Genomic DNA, 22,667 nt, shown 5'->3' with positions numbered 1-22,667 from the left:
CGCCGGGTCTCTACGGCGGTTCGCACGGATGCGGAACACCGGGCGGGCGCAAGGGCCGGCTAATCGGTGCCGCGCACCACCCGGGTGATGCGCTCGACCATGCCCTGCGACAGGCGCACGAACTGCCCGGTGCCGTGGCCGCGCCCGTCCAGCAGCTCGGCGAAGACGGGTTTGGCCGGCTCGCAGGTGAGCGCTTCCACCGGCCGGGTGTTGCGGCGCTTGGCCCGCAGGCGCTCGGCCAGCGCGTCGGGAACGAAGGGATCGCGCAAGCGGGCATCTCCTGTCAGGGCCGTCCTGGGGGGGTCGACGCGGGCCTAAGCGCCCCGGGTTGCGGAGGCCTTAAGGCGGCGAAACGGAACTCCCCCTCGCGCCGCCGTGTTTGGCTCAAACCCAAGCGGAGATGGAGATTTCATGTCGGACAGCGTGCTCGCCTCGGTTGCCTTTCCTTCCCTGAACCAGGCTCGTTCGGCGCGCGACCGTCTCGCGCGGGCAGGGTTCGCCCGCAACAGCATCGACATCATCCGCCACGACGACGACTTCTCCGTCGCCATCAACACGCGGCCCGAAAACAAGGCTCGGGCGGAGCGCATCCTCACGGGTTCGCCGCTCGCCGACGACCTGCGCCGCGCCGGCGATTCCGTGGCGACGGCGGTCAGCGGCAACCGGGGTCTCGCCCTCGGCCTCGCGGCGCTCGCGGGGTTCGCGATGTTCGGATTGACGCGACGGCGTTGAAGACCCGTCAGGCCGCCAGCCGCGTCGCGAGTTCGCCGACGCGGCGCAGATCCTGGACGAAGGCCGCATAGGCCTCGTCCTTCGCCCCGTCCGGCAGGCGCAACAGGTAGGACGGGTGGACGGTGATGAACCCGGCGTAGCCCTTGCCGAATTCCGCCGGGCCCCGCGCCCGGGTGACGGGGATCGCCCGACCGGCGAGCGCCAGGACGGCGGTGGCGCCGAGGGCGACGACGAGGCGGGGCGTGACGAAGTCGAGCTCGCGTTCCAGCCACCAGCGGTAGTGGCTGACCTCGCCGGCGGTGGGGTTCTGGTGGATGCGCCGCTTTCCACGCTCCTCGAACTTGAAGTGCTTGACCGCATTGGTGAGGTAGGCGTCCCCACGCACGAGGCCGGCTTCCGCCATGGCCTTCGACAGGAGCTGGCCCGCGGGTCCCACGAAGGGGCGCCCCTGTCGGTCCTCGTGATCGCCGGGCTGCTCGCCCACGAAGGCGATGGCCGCGCCCACCCGTCCTTCGCCCAGAACCGCTTGGGTCGCCCCCGGCACCAGGGGCTCGGAGCGCCGGATGATGGCGTTCAGGGCGTCGAGGGATTCCGGAGCCTGATCCGCCATGGCTGCCACCGCCCGGACGGGATCGCGCTTGATCGCCTTCTGGGGCGCGCGCTCGATCATCGAATCCGTGCGCGACGCCGCCGCTCGGACGAGGCCCGGAATCGCGGCGGTCTCCGGCATGTTGCGCCAGTACTTCTTCGGCATCTCCGCCCGCATGGCGGCCAGGTTGGTGCGGGCGGGATTGAAGGTGCTCTCATAGTAATCGCGCCAGCCCGCTTCGAATCCGTCGCTTGTCGGCGCGTCTTCCCGCCGTCCCGGTGGGCCGAAGGTGAGCGCGGAGGTGTCCCACAGGGCAGACCCCTCGGGGGTGAGAATCGTCCAGTGCAGACTGCGGAAGCGGCCGACGAAGAACGGGGCTGCGGCCTGCAGGATATGGTGATCGGGCTCGAACCAGGCGACGAAGCGCTCCGGCCCCTCACCCTCCACAAGGCGGAAGCGCAGGAAGGCGTGCATCTTGTGCAGGTCGCGGGCGATGGCCTTGGCCATGCGCTCCAGGCGATGAACCAGGGGGTCGCTCGACACTTCGAGCAGGCGGCGCTCGCCGTGGAGGACACGCCAGACGAGGGTGTAGAGCAGGGCGTACCGCTCGGGGTCGCGATGCGGCACCACCCGGGTCACGAGGTCGGCGACCCCGCGCGGCAGGGCCAGCGGCGGCGTCTCGCCCGATTCGTCCGTTGCCCCGAACAGGCCGGGCGCCTCCCCGACGGACCAGACCACGCGTTCGGGTGGGACATCGCCGGCGACGAGGCGCCGGACGGCATTGCGGAATCCCGTGACATCCGCGCCGGCCGCGAGGGACACCGCCCGTGGGCCGGCCCCGAACAGGTCGCCCGGATCCATCGTCAGAACAGGCTCAACTGCTTCGGCGGGTCCGCGAGCCGCGCGCGCAGGTCGAGGCGATCGGTGAGCCCACCGCTTGGGCGATAATCCTCCGTGATGAGGAACGGCCGGGCGCGCTTGAGGCCGGAGGTGAGGCGGGCGACGTCCTCCAGGCGCAGGCGCGTGTGGCGCCGCGCCCGAATGATCTTGTCCACGGCGCGCGCCCCGAGACCCGGCACCCGCAAGAGCCATTCCCGATCGGCCCGGTTCACGTCGAGGGGGAAGTGCGCGCGGTGCTTGAGGGCCCAGGCGAGTTTCGGATCGACGTCGAGGGCGAACATGCCGTCCTCGGTGGCATCGGCGACGTCGTCGGGGGTGAAGCCGTAATACCGCAGCAGCCAATCGCCCTGGTAGAGCCTGTGCTCGCGCTGGAGCGGGGGCGACTTCAACGGCAGGATGGTCGAGCCATCCGGAATCGGGCTGAAGGCCGAGTAATAGACCCGCTTCAGGTTGAACGACCCGTACAGATGCGCGCTCTTGCGCATCAGCGCCTCGTCGGTAGTGGCGTCGGCGCCGACGATGACCTGTGTCGATTGTCCGGCCGGCGAGAACCGGCGCTTTTCGGCCTTCGCCTCGACAATCCGCTCGCCGATCTGCTGAATGGCGTTTTGGATGACCAGACCGTTCTTCTCCGGCGCCAGCCGCTCCAGGCTCACCTCGGTCGGGAGTTCGACGTTGATGGAAAGCCGGTCGGCGTAGAGGCCCGCTTCCTCGATCAGCCAGGGACTCGCTTCCGGGATCGATTTCAGGTGGATGTAGCCGCGAAAGCCGTGGTCGCGCCGGAGCGACTTCGCCACCCGGGTCAGCAATTCCATGGTGTGGTCGGGCGACTTGATGATGCCGGACGAGAGGAACAGGCCCTCGATGTAGTTGCGCTTGTAGAACTCCACCGTGAGGGTCACGACCTCCTCGACGGTGAACTTCGCCCGGGCGACGTTGGACGAGCGCCGGTTGACGCAATAGGCGCAGTCGAACAGGCAGTAGTTCGTCAGCAGGATTTTCAGGAGCGAGATGCAGCGCCCGTCCGGCGTGTAGGCGTGGCAGATGCCCGCCCCCGTGGTCGAACCGAGCTCACCCTTGCCGGCCGTGCGCTTGGGCGCCCCGGAAGAGGAGCACGAGGCGTCGTACTTAGCGGCATCGGCGAGGATGCGCAGCTTCTTCGCGAGGGCTTCGTCCATGGAAGAGAGATGCGCTCCGTTCGCGGTTCGTTCAATTTTTTCTTCGACGAAACACGATCGTGTGCGCTGCCGGATCGTCGCAGCCTCAGGAATCCGCGTCCGGCTCCAGCTCCGCCTCGACGATGCGGCGAGCGAGTCCGTAGGGGAAGCCCGCCCGGGCCATGGCGGCGAGATCGCGGTCGCGGTGGGCCTCGCGGGTGCCGGGCCGGCGCCAGGGTCCGAGCCGCCGGCGCTTGGCATAGGCGTTGGCGGCGGCCTCCTCGGTGTCGGTCCCCTCGGCTTCGGCCTCGTCGCGCTCCGCCGCCATGGCCTCGTCGACGAGGCCGCGCGGCACCCCCTTGGCGGCGAGCTTGGCCGAGAGGGCTCGGGCCGAAGTGCCGCGTCGGCGCAGGGCCGCCATCCGGCCGGCGGTGAAGCGAGCATCGTCGACGAGGCCGGCGCTGACGGCCCGGGCGACCACGGCGTCGATGGTCTCGGCGTGGACGGAGGGGTCCTCGTCGCGCAGACGGCAGCGCTTGTCCACCCGCCGCTGGAGAGTCCGCCGCAGCATCGCCACCGAAGCGCTGTAGCGCTCGAGGTAATGCAGGGCGGCCCGTTCCAGATAGGCCGCGCTCACGGGCCGGGTCGGCTTGACGACCGCCGGCGTGTCCCGGCTCGACCTGTCGAAAGGCGACGTTCCTTTCATGGAAGGCTTGTCATGGAAGGTTTGCTCTCAAAAAGGGCCTGCTCTCAAAAAAGGCTCGCTTCCCAGGGAAGGGGTTGCCCCTCCCCGGCTTGGGATTTGCAACGTTTGAGGCATTCATCGGTTCTTTACGCTTCGGACAGGTTTCCGGTTCAGACTCCCAATAAGGATCCGACCCGGATCGCAAGGATGGACGAGGGCTCGAGCATGCTATGCCGGCATTCCTCCTGAGACGCGAATGGCTCCTCGTCGTGCTGGCCCTCGGCCTCGCGGCCCTGGCCGGAGCGGTGGTGTACCTGTCGCGTCCGACGACGCTCACCGTGGCCGTCGGTCCGCGTGACGGTGCCGAGGCGAACCTGCTCCAGACCTACGCCCGTGCGCTGGCCCGTGGCCACGAGGATGTCCGCCTCAAGGTCATCCCCTATGACGACGTGCGCGATTCCGCCGAAGCCCTCCAGCGCAGCGAGGCCGACCTCGCAGTGGTGCGCCCGGACGTACTGCTGCCCGAGAATGGCCTGACCCTGGCGATCCTGCACGACGAGGCGCTGCTCATCGTCGCCCCCGCGGCGGCGGCCATCGAGAGCTTTCCCGATTTGTCGCGCAAGCGCCTCGGCATTGTCGAACGGCATCAGGCCGACGTGCCGTTCGTGACCAATCTGCTCGGCTTCTACGACTTCACCGCGGAGCCGATCGGCGACGCCGGACCGGACAGGGTCATGGGCCCCGCCCGCGTCGCCCTGGTGCCGTTGAAGCCAGCAGACGTGACGAGCGCCCTGCAGGAGGGTCGCGTCGACGCCGTCGCGGTGATCGCCGCCCCGGCGTCGAAGGCCGCCATCTCCACCGTACGGGCGGTCGAGGCGGCCGCGGCGGACAAGCAGGTGACGTTCGTCTCGGTGCCCGACGGCGAGGCCATCATCCAACGGATGCCCGAACTACAATCCGTGACGATCCCGGCCGGCACCTTCGGCGGGCGCCCGAAGCGCCCGGAGGAGGACGTGAAGACCGTCGGGGCGTCCTACCGGTTGATGGCCCGGGGTAGCATCAGCCGCATCACCGTCGCCTCCGTCACCCAGCACCTGTTCGAGTGGCGCTCGAAGCTCGCCCCGCAAGCCCCCATCGCCAAGCTGATGAAGGCCCCGGATTTCGATTCGAGCGTCGCCGCCACCAGCGCGCGCCTGCCCAACCATCCGGGCGCGGTGGACTATTTCGAGCGCGAGCAGCAGACCCTGTTCGAGCGCTACGAGGATTACATCTACCTCCTCGCCTTCTTCGGCGGCACCATCGGCTCGGGTATCGCCTGGCTCGGTCAGCGCCTCGCCCGTGAGCAGCGCGAGCGCATCGATGTGGTGCTGGATCGGCTCCTCGATCTCCTGCGCGAGGTGCGGTCGGCGCGCACGCGGGAAGACCTCGACGGTCTCGTGCTCGAGACCGACAGCCTAGTGGCCGACGTGGTCCAGCACGCCCGGGCCCGCAACATCGACACCCGGACGATCAGCGCCCTGATCCTCGCCATCGACGCCGTCCATGCCGCGGTCAACGATGCGCGACGGACCCTGGAAGGGCGCGAGCCGGACGCCGCGCGGACGGCGGCCCGCACCCGCACGGCCCGCCTGCTGGCGCTCAACACCCCGGCGGCCGAGTAGGCACAGCCTCAACGTCTGCGGCCGAGCGTTTTCGAAGGATGACGCGGCAGCGCCGCACGGACGGCCCTACGGCCCTTCGCTTTCCGCCAGATCTTCGCCTTCCGCCAGATCTTCGCCTTCCGCTAGGGCGCGCAGGAGGGCGAGGGCCCGGCGGCGGCGCTCCGGCGTTTCGATCTGAAACCACAGCCGCAAGCATTCGTTCGCCTCCGCGGCACTGCTCTGTGCCGTGGTATCCGCGTAGAAATACTCCGTCGGAACGTTGAGTGCGTCAGCGATCTGCCCGACGCGCGCACGAACTCTCTCGTCCCGATCCGCCCGGCGCTGTTTCTCGACCATAAGTCGCACCATGGAACCATTGCGATGGACGACACCATCTATCAAAAGACATAACCGCGCGGGCCGCAGGCCCGCGATCGCATACGCGATACATCCGCGATGATGCTGAATTGAGGCAGGAGCCGCTCAGTGATCTTCGCGATCGATCCGGTGGGCGCATTGAGCCATGTCAGCCCGGAATGGACCAAACTCACGGGCCAGCCCATCGCCGCCGCCCTGAACGAGGGCTGGCTGTCGTGCCTCCACGACCATGACCGTCCGATCGTGAAACGGATCCTGGTGCAGGCGGTCGAGACGGCGTCCGAGTTCTGCATCCAGTTCCGCCTGCGCTCCACGGATGGTGGCGCACGCTGGATCGGCGCCGGCGGTGTTCCCTCGTTCGGCCCGCCGGGCCGCACGTTTCTGGGCTACCTCGGGTCGATGACCGAATTGTCGTTGGACGGGGCGGAGACACCGGCGGCGTTCGGCAACATCGGCCGTTTCGTGCCACCGCCGCCGCACCCGATGACCACGGCGAGTGACCACCTCGAGACCATCGCCGACCATCTCCTCATCGCCAACGCACTCATCGAGAACGACGGCGCGAAGGCGGCCCTCCCGGGCCTGCGCGAGGCCCTGTACGAGGTGGGGCGGGCCCTGGCCAAGAAGGTCGAGGCGGAACGCAGGCTCAACTGATCCGTCGCAGGCGCGGACGAACGGGAAATCCGACCGGCCATCGGGTTCGCTCCGAAAACCGGCGCCCCCTTCAGGACCGATACCCCTAATATCGGATCGTCGTCCGCAGGCCGAACACCGCAGCGTTGCGGATGCGCCCGGCATCGGGATCGCGCGGGTTGGCGATGCCGCCGCTCGGCCGGAAGATGTACTGCACATCCGGCTGCACGGTCACGCCGGGGCCGAGGACCGCCTGATAGGTCGCCTCCAGCACCGCCTCGCTGCTGCGGCGCGGACCCGGGGCACCGGTGGCCAGGATCGTATCGGTGTCGAAGGCCCGTGCCGTGCGCGACACCCGTGAGAGCGCGAAGGCGATGCCGACGGTGTCGTCGGAGCGTCCCGGCACCAATCCCTTGTAGGCGATGCCGGCATCGACATAGAGGTCGATGAGGTTTCGGTCCGAGGGCCCGCCGGCCACGCGAACGAACACGCTGGCGCCGTCGTTGGGGTCGTCGGGTTCCCGGTAGATCGTCTGGTCGATGATGCCGTAGAGGCCGCTGTCGCCCCGGAACCGGCGGGCGATGCCGGTGCTGTCGGGTGAGGCCAGGGGAACGCGGTTCCCGTCGAAGCGCAGGCTGTCGAAGCGCCCGAAATGGTGCCAGCCGCCGAGCGTCACGGTTCCGGCCTCGCCGGTGCTGCCGGGTTCGATGTTGTAGGCGTAGGCGGCCTCGGCGATGACGAGGGCGGGGTCGTTGGTACGAAAGTTGGTGCCGGTGCGGTTGCGCCGCTGCGGGTCGGGACCGGCGCCGGAGCGGGCGGGACCGGCCGGATCGCCGTCGAACACGCCGACCTGCAGCGAGAAATTCGCGTTGGGCACGACTTTCGCCCGGACGCCCGGGACCGCCAGGGGATAGATCGGGCCGCCGCTCGGGATCACCACGGCCATGTTGTTGGGCCAGCCGAAGGTGGAATTGACGAACACGGTGCCGGTCTGGGTCACGGCGAATTCCGTGTCGGCGGCGAGTTGCCCGAACCGCAGCGAGAACCGGTCGTCGAACAGCTTCTGCTCGAAGGAGAGTTCGTAGACGCGCGAGGACGGCAGGGCCTCGATGCCGCTGACCGTGATGATGTTGTCGAGGGTGCCGCGCGACAGGCCCGCACCGTGGATCTGGAACAGGTTGGTGTGCAGGAGCGCCCCCTGCCAGCCGACGAGGGGCCCGAGATCGACATCGATCTCGAGGTCGAGGAGGCCTTCGAGGATCGCGCGCCGCCGCAATCCCCCGGTCGCATTACCCAGGCCTTCGCCGATGTAGGTCAGGCTGTAGGTGATGCCGCGGGTCTTGAGGAAGGCCCGCAGGCCGAACGGATCGCCGGAGGGACCGAGCTGATCCTCGATGGACGTGTCGAGGTTCGCCGAGGGCCGGGACGAGGTGACCGACTGCGCGACCGAGGTCTGCGGATCGCCGCCGGCCCCCCGGGACGACCCGATGGCGATGGGTTCGGCCGCGATTCGCGCCAGCTCCTCGGCCGGGCTCTGTGCCTGGGCGCCGCGAAGGCTCGCGAGACCGAGCAGGCAGAGGGCGAGGCGAAGGCGGGAGATGGGCGATCTTTCGGGTCGGTGTTCGAAACCGACCCTACCCTGCTTTCATGACGATCCGGAGGGCTCCTCAGCCGGCGTCGTCGAGTTCCGGGCCACGCGTGACATCGAGGCCGCCAGCGCTTCCCGGGGGAGGCCCGACGGTGACGGGACGACCCGATCGCGCGGCTTCGTAGATCGCCTCCATGAGGACGTGGTCCTGCAGGCCCTCCTCGCCGGGGGTACGCGGGCGCCGGTCCTCGAGGATGCACCGGGCCATGTGGTCGATCTCGAGGGCGAACTGGTTCTTCGCCGTCAGCATCCGCGAATCCTGCGATTCCACGGCGCCGTCCGGGTGCGACACCACGAGGTGCTGGCCGCGATACGCGAAGGCGTTGCGCAGGTCGATGTCGGCCCGTTCCGTATGGAGCTGGAGCCGGCGCGACTCGTGGATGCCGTAGCCGGTCATGCATTGGGCGATGAGGCCGGAGGGAAACCGCAAGGTGAACGAGACGGTCTCCTCCACCTCGGCGAACTTCGGATCGCCCGGTGGGGAATAGACGCTCGCCTCCACCGAGACCGGCTCCTCGCCGGTCAGCGCCCGCACGCCGTTGAGGCAGTAGAGACCGATATCCGGCAAGGCCCCCCCACCCGCCAGGGCTTTGCGCAGGCGCCACTGCTCGGGCAGTCCCGTGGTCTGCCCGTTGAAGGCCTGGATCAGGCGCGGCTTGCCGAACTCGCCGGAGCGGGCGAGGCGCGTCACCTCACGGTTGTAGGGCTCGTACTGGCAGCGATAGGCGATCATGAGCTTGAGGTTGGCCTTGGCGCAGGCCTCGATCATCTCGCGTGCCTCGGCCGAGGAATTCGCCATGGGCTTCTCGCACAGCACGTGCTTGCCCGCCTTCGCGGCGGCCACGACGTGATCGCGGTGCAGGCCGTTGGGCGTGACGATGTAGACGGCCCTCACGTTCGGGTTCTGCGCCAGGCGCTCCCACCCGTCGTAGCCGTAGACCGCATCGGCCGGTACGCCGTACTGTTCGGCGACGAGGCGGGCCTTGGCTGGCGTGCCCGACATCACGGCCGCGAGGCGCGCGCGTTTCGTCTCCCCGAAGGCCGGCAGGATTTCCTCCAGGCTGAGGCGCCCGAGGCCGACCACGGCGAAGCCCACCCGCTGAGCCGGGGGGAGGGGCGCGGGCGGCGGTGGCGGCACCCGATCGCCGGCGCCGCGCCAGTTCGGAAACATCACCTTGCCGCCCTGCACCGCGCCCGTATCGGCTGGCACGGATGGACCGGGCAGCCCTTGCGCGCCCGCAGCCCCGGTGCCGAGGCCGAGGGCCGCGCCCGTGACCGTCAGGCCGCCGGCGCGCAGAAGGTTTCGTCGGGAAACGGGAAAGTCGTCGCTCATGAATTCACGCCGCTGAAAGCCTCGGACAGGTCGATGACTGTCCGGGAACGCCATGCGGCAGCGCGTGTTCCTGCGTGTGGATGTTTCGGCGGTCAGTCGTCCAGGCCGGCGGCGGCGAGGCGTCCCCGCAGGCTGGAATTCTCCGCCCGGACCGCACGCAGCTCCCGCACCAGATCAAGGGGAACCGTGACGCCGGCGGACTTCTCGGGCGCGAAGCTGATCCCCATGGCGTCGCCCTCGCGCCAGACGAGATGCGCCGTCCGGGTCTCGCGACGGACGTCGATGGTGACCGGGAAGGTGGCGGGCACCGGCACGGCCGCGCTCACGATGAGCTTGGCTCCCTCCGGACCGACGTTGCGCACGAGGCAGGTGGTGATCGATTCACCGGGGCCGACCTGAAGGCTGGCACCGAGGAGGCTTCGCTGGCGCGGGTCCCGTCGGCGTTCTCGGGGTTCGGTCAAGCGGATCTCCATGGGTTGCGCGACCATACAACCACAACCGCGCCACAATTGATGCGTGCCCTCGTCGCCGTTCCGTCCGCAGCGTTAACGGGGTGCCGACGCCGTGCCCGGAGCCTCGACCTCGCCGCGGCGCTGGAGTTGCAGGGCGATGAACCAGCACAGGGCTGCCCAGGCCGCGCCGACGCACCAGCCGGCGAGCACGTCGCTCGGCCAGTGGACGCCGAGATAGACCCGGCTGAAGCCGACGAGCAGGGTCATGGACACGCCGACCAGCATCACCAGCACCTTGACGCCGCGCTGGCGATCGACCCGGGCGACGAGGGCCGCGAGGGTGAGGTAGGCGATGGCCGACATCATCGCGTGGCCGCTCGGAAAACTCGCGGTGAACACCTCCATGCCATGGGGCACGAGGTCCGGCCGGGGCCGGTGGTAGAACAGCTTCAGCACCGTGGAGGCGAGCTCGCCCCCGCCGATGGCGGCGACCACGAAGACGGCGATCCGGCGCCGCCCGGTCATGGCGAGGTAGGCCACGGCCGCCACCGTGACGAACACGATGGTGAAGATGCTGCCCAGTCCCGTGATGTCCCGCATGGTCTCCTCGAGCCAGCGCGGCCCGATGGGGTCGGAGAGATCAGCCGGATTGCGCAGGGACAGCAGGATCTTGCGGTCGAGGGCCGCGGTGGAGCCCTCGCCGACTTCGCTCGCCAAAGCAAAGAAGCCGTAGCCGAGCAGGCTCACGGCCAGGAGCGCCACGACGGCCCCGACCTCGTTGAGGCGCAGCGCCAGCCGCAGGGCGTTGGCCCGGCCGATCAACGGGTCGATGCGCCCGAAGGCCGTGAGGGATTTCATCGCGCCGTCGTCCTGTGCTGGCTCACCGGTTCTCTCCAAACGCGAAGGCGGCGCGGCGTTCCCACGGACCGCCGAGATAGCGCCATAGCACGAGGCCCGGCGCCGTGAAGGTGAAGGGCGCGAAGGCGGCCTCGCGCTCGGCCAGCAGCGCGCGGGCGACACCGGCCGTCACCTTGTTCTGGATGGTCACGTGCGGGCGCCAGCCCTGGGCATCCTGGGCGGTGAGGACGGACGCGAACTCATGGGCGAGGCGTCCCCGGAACGCGGAGAGGCCGGGCGCATCGAGCCCATAGGCGACCCCGCGCCCGAGGAAGCGCAGTCCCGTCACGGCCACCTCCGGCGGCGCCTGCGTCCGGGCGAGGGCCACCACCGTCTCGGTGATGCCCGCCTCGTCGAGCCCGGGCAGGTGATGGAACAGGGTGACGTGAGCCGGGATGTGGTTGAGGGCGGCGGGGAAATGCCGTCGGCGCAGGCCGTCGAAATGCGCGAAGGTCTGCGCATCCATCTCCAGGGTCAGGATCAGGGGATCGGACGTGGCGGGGGTTCGCGTCATGGAAACGGCAGATGGCGCAGGCCTAGCCCCGGGTCCAGGGCCTCCCTGTTCAGCGGCCCCTTCGGCGTCTAAGGACCGCGCATGCGGCGAAAACACCGGGAGATCGTTCATGTGGGCCGGGACGGCTGGCTCTTCCTGATCGGGGGCAGCAACGGCGTGCTCGCGCAGTACCGCGCGACCCCGTCGCGCTGGTGGCGCCTGCGCGCCTGGGCGAAGCTCATCGAAGCGCGCGCCGCCCGGGCGCGCTCCCTCGGTATCCGCTACGTCCACACCCTCGTGCCGGAGAAGCTGTCCGTCTACGACGACCGCACGGACGGGCTCGGGTTCGATCCGAAGCGCTCGCCGGCCCGGCGCCTGGCCGAGCGGCTGCGAAACGACGCGGCGTTCGTCGATCTGCTCGGGCCGATGCGGGCGGCCCGCGATGGCCCCGTGCCGCTCTACTACCGCACGGACACCCACTGGAACTACGACGGCTGCCTCTTCGCCTATCGCACCCTGCTGCGCGCCTGCGGTGCGGTGCCGCCGCCCGATCTCTTCGACCGGCCGCGCTTCGAGACGACCCGGGTGCGCGATCTCGGCGACAAGCTTCCGGGCCTGCCCGAGGAGACGGCGAGCCACGGGGTCATCGACCGCGACGCGCGGCGCCACTACGCCAGTCCCCTGGTGGAGGCCTACGAGGCGGCGGGACGCGCCCCCGATCTGCATGTCGGCGCCCACGTGATCTATCGCAACGACACCCCCGGCGCGGACCCGCGCACGGTGGTGCTGTTCGGCGATTCCTACGCCCATTTCGCGCCGATCATGCTGACGGGCCTCCTCGCCGAGACGTTTCGCGAGGTGCATTTCGTGTGGTCGTCGAGCCTCGACTGGGGCTACGTCGAATCCGTGCGACCGGACCTGCTGCTGTTCGAGATGGCGGAGCGCTTCCTCACCCGCGTGCCGGACGATGCCTTCGACATCCGCGCCTTCCAGAAGGAGGCGCCGCCGGGGCAAGCGGCACCGCAGGCCGCCTGACGGACCGTTCGTGGTGGCGAGGTCCTCTCGACCCATCGCCCCTCGACAGATCGGGACGCCACCATACATCTGCCCCATGACGCACTTTCCGATCTTCCGACTCGCCCTCGTCCTCGCACCCGTCCTCCTCGCCGGCCCCGCCCTGGCGCAGACGGCGGTCAAGCTCGAGGGCCGCTGCGAGAAACTCGTGATCGCCGGGCAGGACCTGACCTCGACGTGCAAGGGCACGCTGATGAACACGGTCTCGCGCAGCCGCACGAGCTTCGACTTCGCGGCCGAGGGACGCGCCCTCAGCTTCAGCGGCAACGGTGCCCAGCAGGAGCGTACGGAAGAGACCGATCCGCTCCAGCCCATCAACCTCGTGATCCCGAGCGAGACGACGAAGGACGGTGTGGTCCAGGGGCCCCTCGTGGCCGTGGGCGCCTGTTCGTTCAGCACGCCGACGCCGGGCAAGACCGCGATCACCTGCGAGGCCAACGCCGCCAAGGGCGCCTACGCGGGCACCTTCGTCACCGACACCAAAGCGCCCCCCGGCGCCCCGGCACAGTAGGACGCGCTCGGGACTGGTTCCGGCACCCGCGCGCGACCATCTCTTGACGGACGGGCGTCCGGATGGACAGACCCGGCTCACGACCGAACATCCCAGACGACGTTTCGAGGAACCGATGCTGAACGACGCGCCCCAGGCGGGCGAACCGACCAAGGACGTGACCACGGCGAGCTTCCGCCAGGACGTCGTCGCCGAATCCATGCAGCAGCCCGTGCTGGTGGATTTCTGGGCGCCCTGGTGCGGCCCCTGCAAGCAGCTCGCCCCCGTGCTGGAGAAGGTGGTCCAGGCCTCGGCCGGGGCCGTGAAGCTCGTCAAGATGAACATCGACGAGCACCCCTCCATCGCCGGCCAGCTCGGCATCCAGTCGATCCCCGCCGTCATCGCCTTCGACAAGGGCCAGCCGGTGGACGGCTTCATGGGCGCCGTGCCCGAGGCCCAAATCAAGGAGTTCATCGAGCGCCTGGCCGGCCCGGCAGGCCCCTCCCCCATCGAGGAGGCCCTGGCCGAGGCCGACGCGATGCTGGGTGTCGGGGACACCGCCGGCGCCGCCCAGCTCTATGCCGCCATCCTCACCGAGGACCCCGGCAACGTCACCGCCATCGCGGCCCTGGCCAAGCTCCAGCTCGACCTCGGCGCCATCGACAAGGCGAAGGAAGTCCTCGCCCTGGCGCCGGCCGACAAGGCGACCGACCCGGCGCTGGTGGGGGTTCGGGCGGCCGTGGAACTCGCCGAGAAGGCCGCCGAACTCGGCGATCTCGGCGCCTTCCAGAGCCGCATCGACGCCGACCCCAACGATCATCAAGCCCGGTTCGACCTCGCGCTCGGCCTCAACGGCCTCAACAAGCGCGACGAGGCCGTGGATCAGCTCATCGAGATCGAGCGGCGGGACCGGACCTGGAACGAAGGCGCGGCGCGCAAGCAGCTGCTCACCTTCTTCGAAGCCTGGGGCCTGATGGATAAGGCCTCGATCCGGGGCCGGCGCCGGTTGTCGACCCTGGTCTTCGCGTGAGGCCGACACTCGGCATCGAGCCAAGGTTTCGCGTGAGGCCGGATTTTCGCGTAAGGCAACGAACCGACGGGGCGACGCGATGAGCACGCATGCGGGCTATAAGGGACCGGGCGACTGCCCCGGGGTGATCCCGGTGTTTCCCCTGCCGGGCGCCTTGTTGCTGCCCCGCGGGCAGATGCCGCTCAACATCTTCGAGCCGCGCTACCTCGCGATGGTGGACGACGCCCTGCGCACGGACCGGATCATCGGCATGATTCAGCCCGACATCGAGAGCGGGACATCGCCGATGACGCCGAAGCTGTTCCGGGTCGGCTGCGCCGGACGCATCACCCAGTTCGCCGAAACGGGCGACGGGCGCTACCTCATCTCGCTCACGGGCATCGCCCGGTTCCGGGTGGAGAGCGAGATGGCCGTGGCCTCCCGCTACCGCCGCTGTCAGGTGTCCTACGATGACTTCGCCGCCGATTTCGAGCCGCGTGCCGGTGAAGACGCGGTGGACCGCGAGGGCGTCCTCAAGGCCCTCAAGGATTTCGTCGAGGTCAACGACCTCAAGGTCGATTGGGCTGGGATCGAGGAGGCGCCCAACGAGGCGCTGGTCAACGCGCTCTGCATGATGAGCCCGTTCGGCGCCCGCGAGAAGCAGGCGATGCTGGAAGCGCCCGACCTCAAGACACGCGCCGAGGTCTTGATCGCCGTGACCGAAATGGAGTTGGTGCGGGGCTCGGGCACCGAGCCCACCCTTCAGTGACCGTTCCATAGAGGATGAACGCCCATGGCCGATGACACCCAGAGCCCGGTCGAGGCGACCCGTGTCGACCCGAAGCTCCTCGAACTCCTGGTCTGTCCCCTGACCAAGGACACCCTGGATTACGACTTCGCCCGGCAGGAGCTGATCAGCCGATCGGCCAAGCTCGCCTACCCGATCCGCGACGGCATCCCGATCATGCTGCCCGAAGAGGCGCGGCCCCTGACCGACTGACCCCTCCCCTTCCTCGAAGCCCGGGCGTGCCATGACGAAACCTGCTTTCCTCCGTCGCGCCGTCCTGGCTCTCCTCGCCTGGACCCTGACCGCCAGCATGACCGCCACAGCCGCCGAGCGCCCCCTGGTCGCCATCGTCGCCACCGGCGGCACCATCGCGATGAAGAACGATCCGGCGACCGGGGCGCCGGTGCCGGCCCTGTCGGGAGCCGACCTCGTCGGCGCCGTGCCGAAACTCGGCGAGATCGCCCGGATCGAGGTGACCGAGTTCAGCAACGTCCCGAGCGACTACATGGGCCCGGAGCTCTGGCCCGGCCTGTCCGCCAAGGTGGACGAGCTGCTCGCCCGGCCCGACATCGTCGGCGCCGTGGTCCTGCACGGCACCGACACCCTCGACCAGACCGCCTACTTCCTCGACCTCACCCTGCGCAGCACCAAGCCCGTGGTGATGGTGGGGGCCCAGCGGAACGCCTCGGATGCCGACGCGGACGGCAGCCGCAACCTCCTCAACGCCGTCCGGCAGATCCTGTCGCCCGACGCCGTCGACATGGGCGTCACGGTGACCCTCAACCACCGCATCAATGCCGCCCGCGAGGTGCGCAAGACCCATACGAGCAACGTCGAGACCTTCAACTCGGGCGATGCCGGCACCCTCGGCTACGTCGACGAGGACAGGGTGATCTTTTCGCGCAAGTCCCTGCGCCGCCAGACCTTGGCGATCCCCGAGCGCATGCCGCGCATCGATCTCGTGTCGATGTATGCGGGGGCGGACGGCACGCAGGTGCGTCAATCGGCCGATGGCGGCGCCGAGGCCATCGTGGTGGAGGCCTACGGCTTCGGCAACGTGAATGCGGCGATGCACGACGCGATCCAGTACGCCATCGCCAAGGGCGTGCCGGTGATCGTGGCCACCAAGGTCTACAACGGCCGAGCCCTGCCGGTGTACGGCTTCAAGGGTGGCGGCAACACCCTGCTCAAGGCCGGGGCGGTCTTCGCCGACGACCTGACCCCCGACAAGGCCCGGGTGCTCGCTCTTCTGGCGGTGCCCCTGACCAAAGACCGGGCCGCGCTGCAAGCGTATTACAACCGCTGACCGTACCCCCGACGGCATTGGCGTGAGGCAGGGCCGAACCAACAACCGGCTCGCCCCCTCGCCCCCCAAATACCGCCAAGGTAATTCGCCGTCCCGCGCCAGTCATCGCGGGTTCAGGCCGCGTGTGACATGCCACTCACCTTGAAACGGTACAGCCCGTCATAATCCTGCCGCTTGCGTGCGTATCCTACGATCACTCTCGATTGATCGTCTGCTTGGAACCCTCGCGCCAACCGCGGCCGGGGCTGGCCGAGCCTTTCGCCAAAGGATGACGCATGACCAGACTCGTCGCACTGTTGACCCTCGGGACCGGCCTCGTCGCCCTCGCGCCGCTGCCCGGTCAGGCCCGTGAGGCCGGCAACTTCAACGGTGCGTGGTCCGTGGATCTGGTGACCGAATCCGGCATGGTCTGCGACAGCCGCTACAGCTACTCCGTCTCGGTGCAGGAAGGCCAGGTCCGCCTCGTCTCGGGGCAGAACGCCAGCATGAGCGGCCGTGTCGGACCGGACGGGACCGTCGGCCTCAGCGTCACCAACGGCACCGCCACGGGTGCGGTCTCGGGCCGGCTTCAGGCGAGCTCCGGCGGCGGCACCTGGAAGGTTTCCTCCCTGTGCTCCGGCCGCTGGACGGCGCGGCGTCACACGACGCGCACCGCCCAGGCGGATTGATCTTTAGTTGCCGGCGAGCCAGGTGCGCGCCTCGTCGATATGGGCGCGGTCGAAGGTCTTGATCGTGGCCGGAGAAACCTTGCCGAAGGTGTCGGCGATCATGCGCAGCCACGACGCGTCGGTGACCAGCGCCACATGGCTGACGCCCTTCATCATGGCGAGGCCGAAACGCGGGTCTTTGAAGAACGCCGCCGGCTCCATGCCCTTGAACTCACGGATATCCTCGAGAAGCTTGAGCTTGCCGCCCTTGTCGAGGTCCGCCTGCATGGCGGTGATGACGGTGTTCATGTCCGCATCGGTGATCTGGCCGTCGACCACGATCTCGGCGACGTTCGAATCCGGCTTCTTCGTATAGGTCAGCACGTGCAGTACTCCTTCGGGGGTCGAACGCGACGCCGAGCGAACGACGGACGCGCGTTATAGGAAACTCTGCGGGTCCACGTCGATGGCGACCTTCACGTTGCCGCGAACCTTGGGCCCGCGCGCGATCCAGTCGCGCAGGTAACTCTGCAGGTCGACGGACCGTTCGGTCTTCACGAGCAGGCGGAAGCGATAGCGGCCGCGAACCAGGGCGAGCGGCGCCTCGGCCGGTCCCAGCACCATCACGCCATCGGGCGGTTCGGATGCCCGCGCCAGGGCCTGCCCGTGGGCTTCGGCCACCTCGCGCTCGTTGGCCGAGACGATGAGGGCGGCGAGACGCCCGAAGGGCGGCAGGCCGGCGGCCTCGCGGGCGGCGATCTCCTCCTCGTAGAACCGCGCCGCATCCCCCGACAGCAGGGCCGCGATCACCGGGTGCTCGGGCTGGAATGTCTGGACCAGGGCACGTCCCGGCTTCTCGCCGCGCCCGGCCCGGCCTGTCACTTGCTGGAGAAGCTGGAAGGTGCGCTCGGCCGCGCGCGGGTCGCCCGAGGTCAGGCCGATATCGGCATCGAGCACGCCCACCAGGGTGAGGTGCGGGAAATTGTGGCCCTTGGCCACGAGCTGCGTGCCGATGACGATGTCGCAGCCACCCTCGGCCACGGTCTGGAGTTCGGCGCGCAACCGTTCGGCCCCACCGGGAAAATCGCTCGACAGGACGATGATGCGCTTGTCGGGAAACAGGGCCGTGACCTCCTCGGCGATGCGCTCGACGCCGGGGCCGCAGGGGGTGAGGTTATCGAAGGTGCCGCATTCCGAGCAAGAATCCGGGCGGCGCTCGGCGTAGCCGCATTGATGGCACACGAGCGCCTTGCGGAAGCGATGCTCCACCAGCCAGGTCGAGCAGTTGCGGCACTGGTAGCGGTGGCCGCAGGCCCGGCACAGGGTGAGGGGCGCATAGCCCCGGCGGTTGAGGAACAGCAGAGCCTGGTCGCCCGCGGCCACGGTCTCGCGCACGGCCGCGATGAGGGCGGGCGCGATGAAGCTACCGCGCTCGGGCTTGTCGGAGCGCATGTCGATGGCGGCGATGTCGGGCAGGCGCCGGCCACCGAAGCGTTCGGGCAGGACGATGTGGCGGTAGCGCCCGCGCTCGGCGTTGACCCGCGTCTCGATGGAGGGCGTGGCCGAGGCCAGCACCACGGGACAGTTCTCGATGCGCCCGCGCACCACCGCCATGTCGCGGGCGTGGTAATGCACCCCGTCCTCCTGCTTGTAGGCGGCCTCGTGCTCCTCGTCGACGACGACGATCCCGAGTTTGGCGAACGGCAGGAACAGGGCCGAGCGGGCGCCGACCACCACGGCGATCTCGCCGGCCGCCACCCCGGCGCGGATGCGCTCACGGCGCTTCCCCCCAATGCCCGAATGCCAGGTGGCCGGACGCACGCCGAAGCGCTCGGCGAACCGGTCGAGGAACTGCGCCGTCAGCGCGATCTCGGGCATCAGGATGAGCGCCTGGCGCCCGCGCCGGACGCAATCGGCCACGGCCTCGAAGTACACCTCGGTCTTGCCCGAGCCCGTGACGCCTTCGAGGAGAATCGTGGGCGCTCGAAACGGCGCGGTCTCTGGCTCAGGGGATGACGGCGGCGGGGCGGCGGCGGGGACGGCACCCTGTCCCGCATCCGTCAACAGAAACGCCTCGAGCGGTTCCCCGGGCGGAGGCGCCGGGTTCATCATCGCGATCAGCTCGCGCACGGCCTCACCTTGCGCCTCCGACAGGGGCACCCGGGCGTGGTCCGGGTCGGGCGGCAGAGCCACGGGCTCGGGCGCGAGGGCCGTCGCTTCCAGGGCGCCGTCGTCGATGAGGCCGTCGACGACGCTGAGGGAGACGCCGGCCTCCTTGGCGAGCGCGCTCTTGCCCCGCATGATTCCGTCGGCGGCCACCGCCAGCACCTTCAAGCGCGCCGCCGTCGGGCGGGCGGGCGGCTTGCCGGAGGCGCGCACGCCGATGCGGACGGTCTCGCTCTGCGCGGCCTCGTCCGGCAGACGCAGGGCCATGGCGAGGGCCGAGCCCTTGGGCGCCAGGGTGTAGCGGGCGAGCCAGTCGACGAGTTCGCGCAACGGACCGGACAGGGGCGGCACGTCGAGACGGCCCGTCACCGGGCGCAGGTTCGAGCCCGACGGACTCTGGCGCACGCCCCAGACCACGCCCACGGTCTCGCGGGGGCCGAGGGGAATCTGCACCACGTCGCCCACCGTCAGGGTGAGGCCGGCGGGCACCGCGTAGCTGTAGGCGCTGTCGAGCGCCAGCGGGATCAGGATCTCGGCGACGCTGGGCATCGGCGCGGGCTGTGCTGGAACATACCCGGAATATAAGCATGATCCGGCAATTGCGCGACGGGCATGCCTCGACCATTCCATCGTCCGACCACCCGACGAATCCGCCGCCCGACGCCGTGCCGTGAGACCCCGATGCGCCATCCAGAGCCAGGGACGATCCCGGAGACCGCCGCGCCGGAAGGCGTCCTGCTCCTGCACGGCATCGGACGCCGGGCCGCGTCCCTGGCCCGGATGGAGCGCGCCTTCCAGGCACAGGGCTATGTGACGCTCAACCTCGACTATCCGGCCCGCACGGCCGCCCTCGCGGACCTCGCGGCGCGCGTCGCCCCGACCGTTGCGGCCTTCGCCGCGCGGGTCGCCCGCCTGCACGTCGTCACCCATTCCATGGGCGGCCTCGTCGCCCGCGCGCTCCTGACCCGCCATCGTCCGGACAATCTCGGACGCGTGGTGATGCTGGCGCCGCCCAACGGCGGGAGCGAGGTCGCCGACCGCCTCCACGGCATGGCCGCCTACCGGCGTTTCTTCGGCCCGGCCGGCGCAGAATTGACGACGCGGCGGGACGCGTCCCTGACGGCGCTCCTCGGGACCGTCGACTATCCCCTGGGCGTCATCGCGGGGGACCGCACGCTCTACCCCGTCGAGTCCTGGCTGATGCTGCCCCGCCCCAATGACGGGCGGGTGAGCATCCACCGCACCCGCGTGGCCGGAATGAGCGCCCACGTGACCCTCCACACGACCCATGGCCTGATGATGTGGAACGGCCGCGTCATCGGGCAGGCCTTGCACTTCGTCCGGAACGGGCGATTTCTCGTCCCCGACGCGAGGACGCCCGAAGGATGCCCATGACCCAGTCCGACCCAGGCCGCGGCATCCCACCCCGCCTCGAACTCCGGGATGTCGGCCTGCGCTTCGGGGCCGTGCGCGCCCTCGACGGCATCGATCTCGCCGTGCGGCCCGGCGAGATCGTCGCCCTGCTGGGCGATTCCGGCTGCGGCAAGAGCACGCTGCTTCGCGCCATCGCCGGGCTGGAGCAGCCCGAGCGGGGCACGATCCGCCTCGACGGCACCGATGTGGGAGACGTGCCGGCCGAGGCCCGCGGCGTCGGGTTGATGTTCCAGGACTACGCCCTGTTCCCGCACCTGACGGCCGCCGAGAACGTGCGGTTCGGCCTCCACGCCCAGCCCGGCAAGGCGGCCCGCGTCATCGCGACGGCGCGCCTGGAGCAGGTTGGCCTCGCCCACCGCGCGGCGAGCTATCCCGGCACCCTGTCGGGCGGCGAGAGCCAGCGGGTGGCGCTGGCCCGCGCCCTGGCCCCCGGGCCGCGCATCCTGCTCCTCGACGAACCGTTCTCGAACCTCGACCGGCGCACCCGGGACCGGGTCCGCGCCGATACCCTCGCCCTCCTGCGCGAGACCGGCACCACGGCGATCCTGGTGACCCACGATCCGGAAGAAGCCCTGGGGTTCGCCGATCGCATCGCCCTGATGCGGGGCGGGCGCATCGTCCAGGTGGGCACGGGGGACGACCTCTATCGCCGACCCGCATCGCGCTTCGCCGCGCGCTTCTTCGGGGACCTCGTCGAGGTTCCGGGCACCTGCCGCGACGGCTCCGTGGCCACGCCCTTCGGCCGCTGCCCGGCGCCGGACCTGTGCGAGGGCAGCCCCGTCGTCGCCTGCTGGCGCCCGGAGGCGATCCATCTCGGGCGGGCGGGAGCCGGCGTGCCCGGCCGGATCGCGGCCCGGCGCTTCCTCGGTGCCGCCGCCTGGCTCACGGTCGAGGCCGAGGGCTTTGCCGATCCGCTGGCCCTTCCGGTATCCGGCACCGACGGGCGCCGGCCGGGCGAGGCCGTGGGGCTGGCCTGCGACGAGGGACAGGCTTTTCTTTTTGCAGGGAGCCCGGATTAAAACCCTGAGCTTGGGTTTTTCCAGCACAGCGCCTGCAGAGACCGGAGAACTCTAGTTTTTAACTGTTTTAAATCAAAGACATCGTGCTTGCCTTTTGAGTCGCGATCCGTCTGAACCTCGTCCCGCAATAGTCTGGAGAGGGACGGGATCATGGTCGGTGCGGTCAAGCGGTTCGCTGTGGCGGGTCTCGTCGCGTGGGCGGCCCTCGGGTCGGCGCGGGCGGCGGAGGTCAACCTCTACACCACCCGCGAACCCGGCCTGATCAAGCCGTTGCTGGACGCCTACACGGCCCGCACGGGAACCACCGTCAACACGGTGTTCGTGGAGAAGGGCCTGGCCGAGCGCGTGGCGGCCGAAGGCGCGCGCGGTAAGGCCGACGTGCTGATGACCGTCGACATCGGCAACCTCATCGAACTCGTGGACCGCGACCTCGCGCAGCCCGTGCGCTCGCCCGCCCTGGAGGCGGCGATCCCGCCGGCCCTGCGGGATGCGGACGGGCGCTGGTTCGCCCTCTCCATGCGCGCGCGCGTGGCCTATGCGGCCAAGGATCTGAAGGACACCAAGGGCCTCACCTACGAGTCCCTCGCCGATCCGAGCTGGAAAGGCGGCCTGTGCCTGCGCTCCGGCCAGCACCCCTACAACACGGCCCTCGTCGCCCATTATCTCGTCCGGCACGGGGCCGAAGCGACGGAGACCTGGCTCAAGGGCGTGAAGGCCAACCTCGCCCGCAAGCCCGCCGGCGGCGACCGCGACGTGGCCCGCGACATCCTCGCCGACACCTGCAAGATCGGGCTCGCCAACTCCTATTACGTCGGCCTGATGCGCTCGGGCAAAGGCGGCCCGGAGCAGAAGGCCTGGGGCGACGGCATCGCCGTGCTGATGCCGACGTTCCTCGGCGGCGGCACCCACGTCAACGTATCGGGCGCCGTGGTGGCGAAGTCCGCGCCGAACCGCGACGAGGCGGTCAAGCTCCTCGAATACCTCGTCTCCGACGAGGCGCAGGGGCTCTACGCGCAGGGCAACTACGAGTACCCGGTCAAGGCCGGCGCCCCCGTCGACCCTCTGCTCGCGGCTTTGGGACCCCTGACCATCGACACGACGCCGCTCGCCGAGATCGCCCGCAACCGCAAGGCGGCGAGCCTGCTCCTCGACAAGGTCGGCTTCGACAACTGATCGGGCAATCCTTGGTCCAGCAGCC

25 protein-coding genes are annotated in these 22,667 nt (G+C 69.7%); 13 read left to right on the top strand and 12 right to left on the bottom strand.

Annotated features, from left to right (window positions below):
* Positions 1-59 precede the first annotated feature (59 nt).
* Positions 60-269: a hypothetical protein gene (locus tag ASF22_RS13305; protein WP_056165982.1), complete on the bottom strand. Its 210-nt coding sequence runs from the start codon at positions 267-269 to the stop codon at positions 60-62.
* Between the two features lie 142 nt (positions 270-411).
* Here ASF22_RS13305 and ASF22_RS13300 point away from each other — a divergent pair, with 142 nt between their 5' ends.
* Positions 412-732 carry a hypothetical protein gene (locus ASF22_RS13300; protein WP_056265027.1) on the top strand — a complete coding sequence of 107 codons (321 nt, stop codon included), beginning with the start codon at positions 412-414 and terminating at the stop codon, positions 730-732.
* A 7-nt stretch (positions 733-739) separates the two neighbouring features.
* Here the strand turns inward: ASF22_RS13300 and ASF22_RS13295 are convergent, their stop codons facing one another.
* From ASF22_RS13295 to ASF22_RS13285, 3 genes are all read right to left on the bottom strand, one after another.
* Positions 740-2,182 (bottom strand): UdgX family uracil-DNA binding protein, encoded by a 1,443-nt coding sequence (locus ASF22_RS13295; protein WP_056265024.1) that lies wholly within the window; start codon positions 2,180-2,182, stop codon positions 740-742.
* Between the two features lie 2 nt (positions 2,183-2,184).
* A complete protein-coding gene (locus ASF22_RS13290; RefSeq protein WP_056265020.1) occupies positions 2,185-3,399 on the bottom strand; it encodes a putative DNA modification/repair radical SAM protein in 1,215 nt (404 codons plus the stop codon).
* An 85-nt stretch (positions 3,400-3,484) separates the two neighbouring features.
* Complete coding sequence (locus ASF22_RS13285; RefSeq protein WP_056265241.1) at positions 3,485-4,015, bottom strand: RecX family transcriptional regulator; 531 nt, start codon at positions 4,013-4,015, stop codon at positions 3,485-3,487.
* Between the two features lie 278 nt (positions 4,016-4,293).
* On the opposite strand from ASF22_RS13285, the gene ASF22_RS13280 reads away from it, so the two are divergent.
* A complete protein-coding gene (locus ASF22_RS13280) occupies positions 4,294-5,724 on the top strand; it encodes a TAXI family TRAP transporter solute-binding subunit (RefSeq protein ID WP_056265018.1) in 1,431 nt (476 codons plus the stop codon).
* Positions 5,725-5,790: 66 nt separating this feature from the next.
* Here ASF22_RS13280 and ASF22_RS13275 read toward each other — a convergent pair whose 3' ends face one another.
* Entirely contained in the window at positions 5,791-6,060 is a 270-nt protein-coding gene (locus ASF22_RS13275) for a hypothetical protein (RefSeq protein ID WP_056265015.1), read from the bottom strand.
* Between the two features lie 129 nt (positions 6,061-6,189).
* Here ASF22_RS13275 and ASF22_RS13270 point away from each other — a divergent pair, with 129 nt between their 5' ends.
* A complete protein-coding gene (locus ASF22_RS13270) occupies positions 6,190-6,735 on the top strand; it encodes a PAS domain-containing protein (RefSeq protein ID WP_056265012.1) in 546 nt (181 codons plus the stop codon).
* Between the two features lie 85 nt (positions 6,736-6,820).
* Here ASF22_RS13270 and ASF22_RS13265 read toward each other — a convergent pair whose 3' ends face one another.
* The 5 genes from ASF22_RS13265 to ASF22_RS13245 form a co-directional block, all read right to left on the bottom strand.
* A complete protein-coding gene (locus ASF22_RS13265) occupies positions 6,821-8,233 on the bottom strand; it encodes a carbohydrate porin (RefSeq protein WP_244473668.1) in 1,413 nt (470 codons plus the stop codon).
* A 148-nt stretch (positions 8,234-8,381) separates the two neighbouring features.
* Positions 8,382-9,695: a Gfo/Idh/MocA family oxidoreductase gene (locus ASF22_RS13260; protein ID WP_056165959.1), complete on the bottom strand. Its 1,314-nt coding sequence runs from the start codon at positions 9,693-9,695 to the stop codon at positions 8,382-8,384.
* Between the two features lie 92 nt (positions 9,696-9,787).
* Complete coding sequence (locus tag ASF22_RS13255; RefSeq protein WP_156629930.1) at positions 9,788-10,156, bottom strand: hypothetical protein; 369 nt, start codon at positions 10,154-10,156, stop codon at positions 9,788-9,790.
* A gap of 84 nt (positions 10,157-10,240) precedes the next feature.
* Positions 10,241-11,005 (bottom strand): phosphatase PAP2 family protein, encoded by a 765-nt coding sequence (locus ASF22_RS13250; protein ID WP_056165954.1) that lies wholly within the window; start codon positions 11,003-11,005, stop codon positions 10,241-10,243.
* A gap of 22 nt (positions 11,006-11,027) precedes the next feature.
* Entirely contained in the window at positions 11,028-11,558 is a 531-nt protein-coding gene (locus ASF22_RS13245; protein WP_056165951.1) for a 2'-5' RNA ligase family protein, read from the bottom strand.
* 81 nt (positions 11,559-11,639) lie between these two features.
* Between ASF22_RS13245 and ASF22_RS13240 the strand changes: the two genes are divergently transcribed.
* The 7 genes from ASF22_RS13240 (at position 11,640) to ASF22_RS13210 (ending at position 16,871) form a co-directional block, all read left to right on the top strand.
* Entirely contained in the window at positions 11,640-12,572 is a 933-nt protein-coding gene (locus ASF22_RS13240; protein WP_056165948.1) for a hypothetical protein, read from the top strand.
* Positions 12,573-12,648: 76 nt separating this feature from the next.
* On the top strand, positions 12,649-13,122 hold the full coding sequence (locus ASF22_RS13235) for a hypothetical protein (protein ID WP_056265009.1): 474 nt from the start codon (positions 12,649-12,651) through the stop codon (positions 13,120-13,122).
* 115 nt (positions 13,123-13,237) lie between these two features.
* Entirely contained in the window at positions 13,238-14,131 is an 894-nt protein-coding gene (gene trxA, locus ASF22_RS13230) for a thioredoxin (RefSeq protein WP_056165943.1), read from the top strand.
* Between the two features lie 79 nt (positions 14,132-14,210).
* Entirely contained in the window at positions 14,211-14,879 is a 669-nt protein-coding gene (locus ASF22_RS13225) for an LON peptidase substrate-binding domain-containing protein (RefSeq protein WP_056165941.1), read from the top strand.
* Between the two features lie 24 nt (positions 14,880-14,903).
* On the top strand, positions 14,904-15,110 hold the full coding sequence (locus tag ASF22_RS13220) for a Trm112 family protein (RefSeq protein WP_056165938.1): 207 nt from the start codon (positions 14,904-14,906) through the stop codon (positions 15,108-15,110).
* A 97-nt stretch (positions 15,111-15,207) separates the two neighbouring features.
* Positions 15,208-16,203, top strand: a complete 996-nt coding sequence (locus ASF22_RS13215) for an asparaginase (protein WP_156369084.1) — start codon at positions 15,208-15,210, stop codon at positions 16,201-16,203.
* A gap of 275 nt (positions 16,204-16,478) precedes the next feature.
* Positions 16,479-16,871, top strand: coding sequence for a hypothetical protein (locus ASF22_RS13210; RefSeq protein ID WP_056165932.1), 393 nt, complete (start codon positions 16,479-16,481; stop codon positions 16,869-16,871).
* Between the two features lie 3 nt (positions 16,872-16,874).
* Here the strand turns inward: ASF22_RS13210 and ASF22_RS13205 are convergent, their stop codons facing one another.
* Together ASF22_RS13205 and ASF22_RS13200 are read right to left on the bottom strand one after the other, a co-directional pair.
* Positions 16,875-17,234, bottom strand: a complete 360-nt coding sequence (locus tag ASF22_RS13205; protein ID WP_056166902.1) for an STAS/SEC14 domain-containing protein — start codon at positions 17,232-17,234, stop codon at positions 16,875-16,877.
* Between the two features lie 54 nt (positions 17,235-17,288).
* Entirely contained in the window at positions 17,289-19,565 is a 2,277-nt protein-coding gene (locus tag ASF22_RS13200; RefSeq protein ID WP_056165929.1) for a primosomal protein N', read from the bottom strand.
* A gap of 132 nt (positions 19,566-19,697) precedes the next feature.
* On the opposite strand from ASF22_RS13200, the gene ASF22_RS13195 reads away from it, so the two are divergent.
* From ASF22_RS13195 to ASF22_RS13185, 3 genes are all read left to right on the top strand, one after another.
* Positions 19,698-20,411 (top strand): alpha/beta fold hydrolase, encoded by a 714-nt coding sequence (locus ASF22_RS13195; protein ID WP_056265007.1) that lies wholly within the window; start codon positions 19,698-19,700, stop codon positions 20,409-20,411.
* The gene (locus ASF22_RS13190) at positions 20,408-21,469 is read left to right on the top strand and encodes an ABC transporter ATP-binding protein (RefSeq protein ID WP_056265004.1); all 1,062 of its coding nucleotides are present in this window, start codon (positions 20,408-20,410) and stop codon (positions 21,467-21,469) included. Before ASF22_RS13195 ends, ASF22_RS13190 begins: the two co-directional genes overlap by 4 nt.
* A 150-nt stretch (positions 21,470-21,619) precedes the next feature.
* Positions 21,620-22,642: an extracellular solute-binding protein gene (locus tag ASF22_RS13185; RefSeq protein WP_056265001.1), complete on the top strand. Its 1,023-nt coding sequence runs from the start codon at positions 21,620-21,622 to the stop codon at positions 22,640-22,642.
* Positions 22,643-22,667 lie beyond the last annotated feature (25 nt).

This window comes from Methylobacterium sp. Leaf87 (assembly GCF_001422775.1).
Lineage (GTDB): Bacteria > Pseudomonadota > Alphaproteobacteria > Rhizobiales > Beijerinckiaceae > Methylobacterium.
This window is presented reverse-complemented; position numbering and strand designations above follow the sequence as displayed.

Bases quoted from the DNA above. Each gene is read 5' to 3' on its own strand.
- ASF22_RS13300 (WP_056265027.1), top strand. From the start codon at position 412: ATGTCGGACAGCGTGCTCGCCTCGGTTGCCTTTCCTTCCCTGAACCAG.
- ASF22_RS13295 (WP_056265024.1), bottom strand. From the start codon at position 2,182: ATGGATCCGGGCGACCTGTTCGGGGCCGGCCCACGGGCGGTGTCCCTC.
- ASF22_RS13290 (WP_056265020.1), bottom strand. From the start codon at position 3,399: ATGGACGAAGCCCTCGCGAAGAAGCTGCGCATCCTCGCCGATGCCGCT.
- ASF22_RS13280 (WP_056265018.1), top strand. From the start codon at position 4,294: ATGCCGGCATTCCTCCTGAGACGCGAATGGCTCCTCGTCGTGCTGGCC.
- ASF22_RS13275 (WP_056265015.1), bottom strand. From the start codon at position 6,060: ATGGTCGAGAAACAGCGCCGGGCGGATCGGGACGAGAGAGTTCGTGCG.
- ASF22_RS13260 (WP_056165959.1), bottom strand. From the start codon at position 9,695: ATGAGCGACGACTTTCCCGTTTCCCGACGAAACCTTCTGCGCGCCGGC.
- ASF22_RS13250 (WP_056165954.1), bottom strand. From the start codon at position 11,005: ATGAAATCCCTCACGGCCTTCGGGCGCATCGACCCGTTGATCGGCCGG.
- ASF22_RS13245 (WP_056165951.1), bottom strand. From the start codon at position 11,558: ATGACGCGAACCCCCGCCACGTCCGATCCCCTGATCCTGACCCTGGAG.
- ASF22_RS13240 (WP_056165948.1), top strand. From the start codon at position 11,640: ATGCGGCGAAAACACCGGGAGATCGTTCATGTGGGCCGGGACGGCTGG.
- ASF22_RS13235 (WP_056265009.1), top strand. From the start codon at position 12,649: ATGACGCACTTTCCGATCTTCCGACTCGCCCTCGTCCTCGCACCCGTC.
- trxA (WP_056165943.1), top strand. From the start codon at position 13,238: ATGCTGAACGACGCGCCCCAGGCGGGCGAACCGACCAAGGACGTGACC.
- ASF22_RS13225 (WP_056165941.1), top strand. From the start codon at position 14,211: ATGAGCACGCATGCGGGCTATAAGGGACCGGGCGACTGCCCCGGGGTG.
- ASF22_RS13220 (WP_056165938.1), top strand. From the start codon at position 14,904: ATGGCCGATGACACCCAGAGCCCGGTCGAGGCGACCCGTGTCGACCCG.
- ASF22_RS13215 (WP_156369084.1), top strand. From the start codon at position 15,208: ATGACCGCCACAGCCGCCGAGCGCCCCCTGGTCGCCATCGTCGCCACC.
- ASF22_RS13210 (WP_056165932.1), top strand. From the start codon at position 16,479: ATGACCAGACTCGTCGCACTGTTGACCCTCGGGACCGGCCTCGTCGCC.
- ASF22_RS13200 (WP_056165929.1), bottom strand. From the start codon at position 19,565: ATGCCCAGCGTCGCCGAGATCCTGATCCCGCTGGCGCTCGACAGCGCC.
- ASF22_RS13195 (WP_056265007.1), top strand. From the start codon at position 19,698: ATGCGCCATCCAGAGCCAGGGACGATCCCGGAGACCGCCGCGCCGGAA.
- ASF22_RS13190 (WP_056265004.1), top strand. From the start codon at position 20,408: ATGACCCAGTCCGACCCAGGCCGCGGCATCCCACCCCGCCTCGAACTC.
- ASF22_RS13185 (WP_056265001.1), top strand. From the start codon at position 21,620: ATGGTCGGTGCGGTCAAGCGGTTCGCTGTGGCGGGTCTCGTCGCGTGG.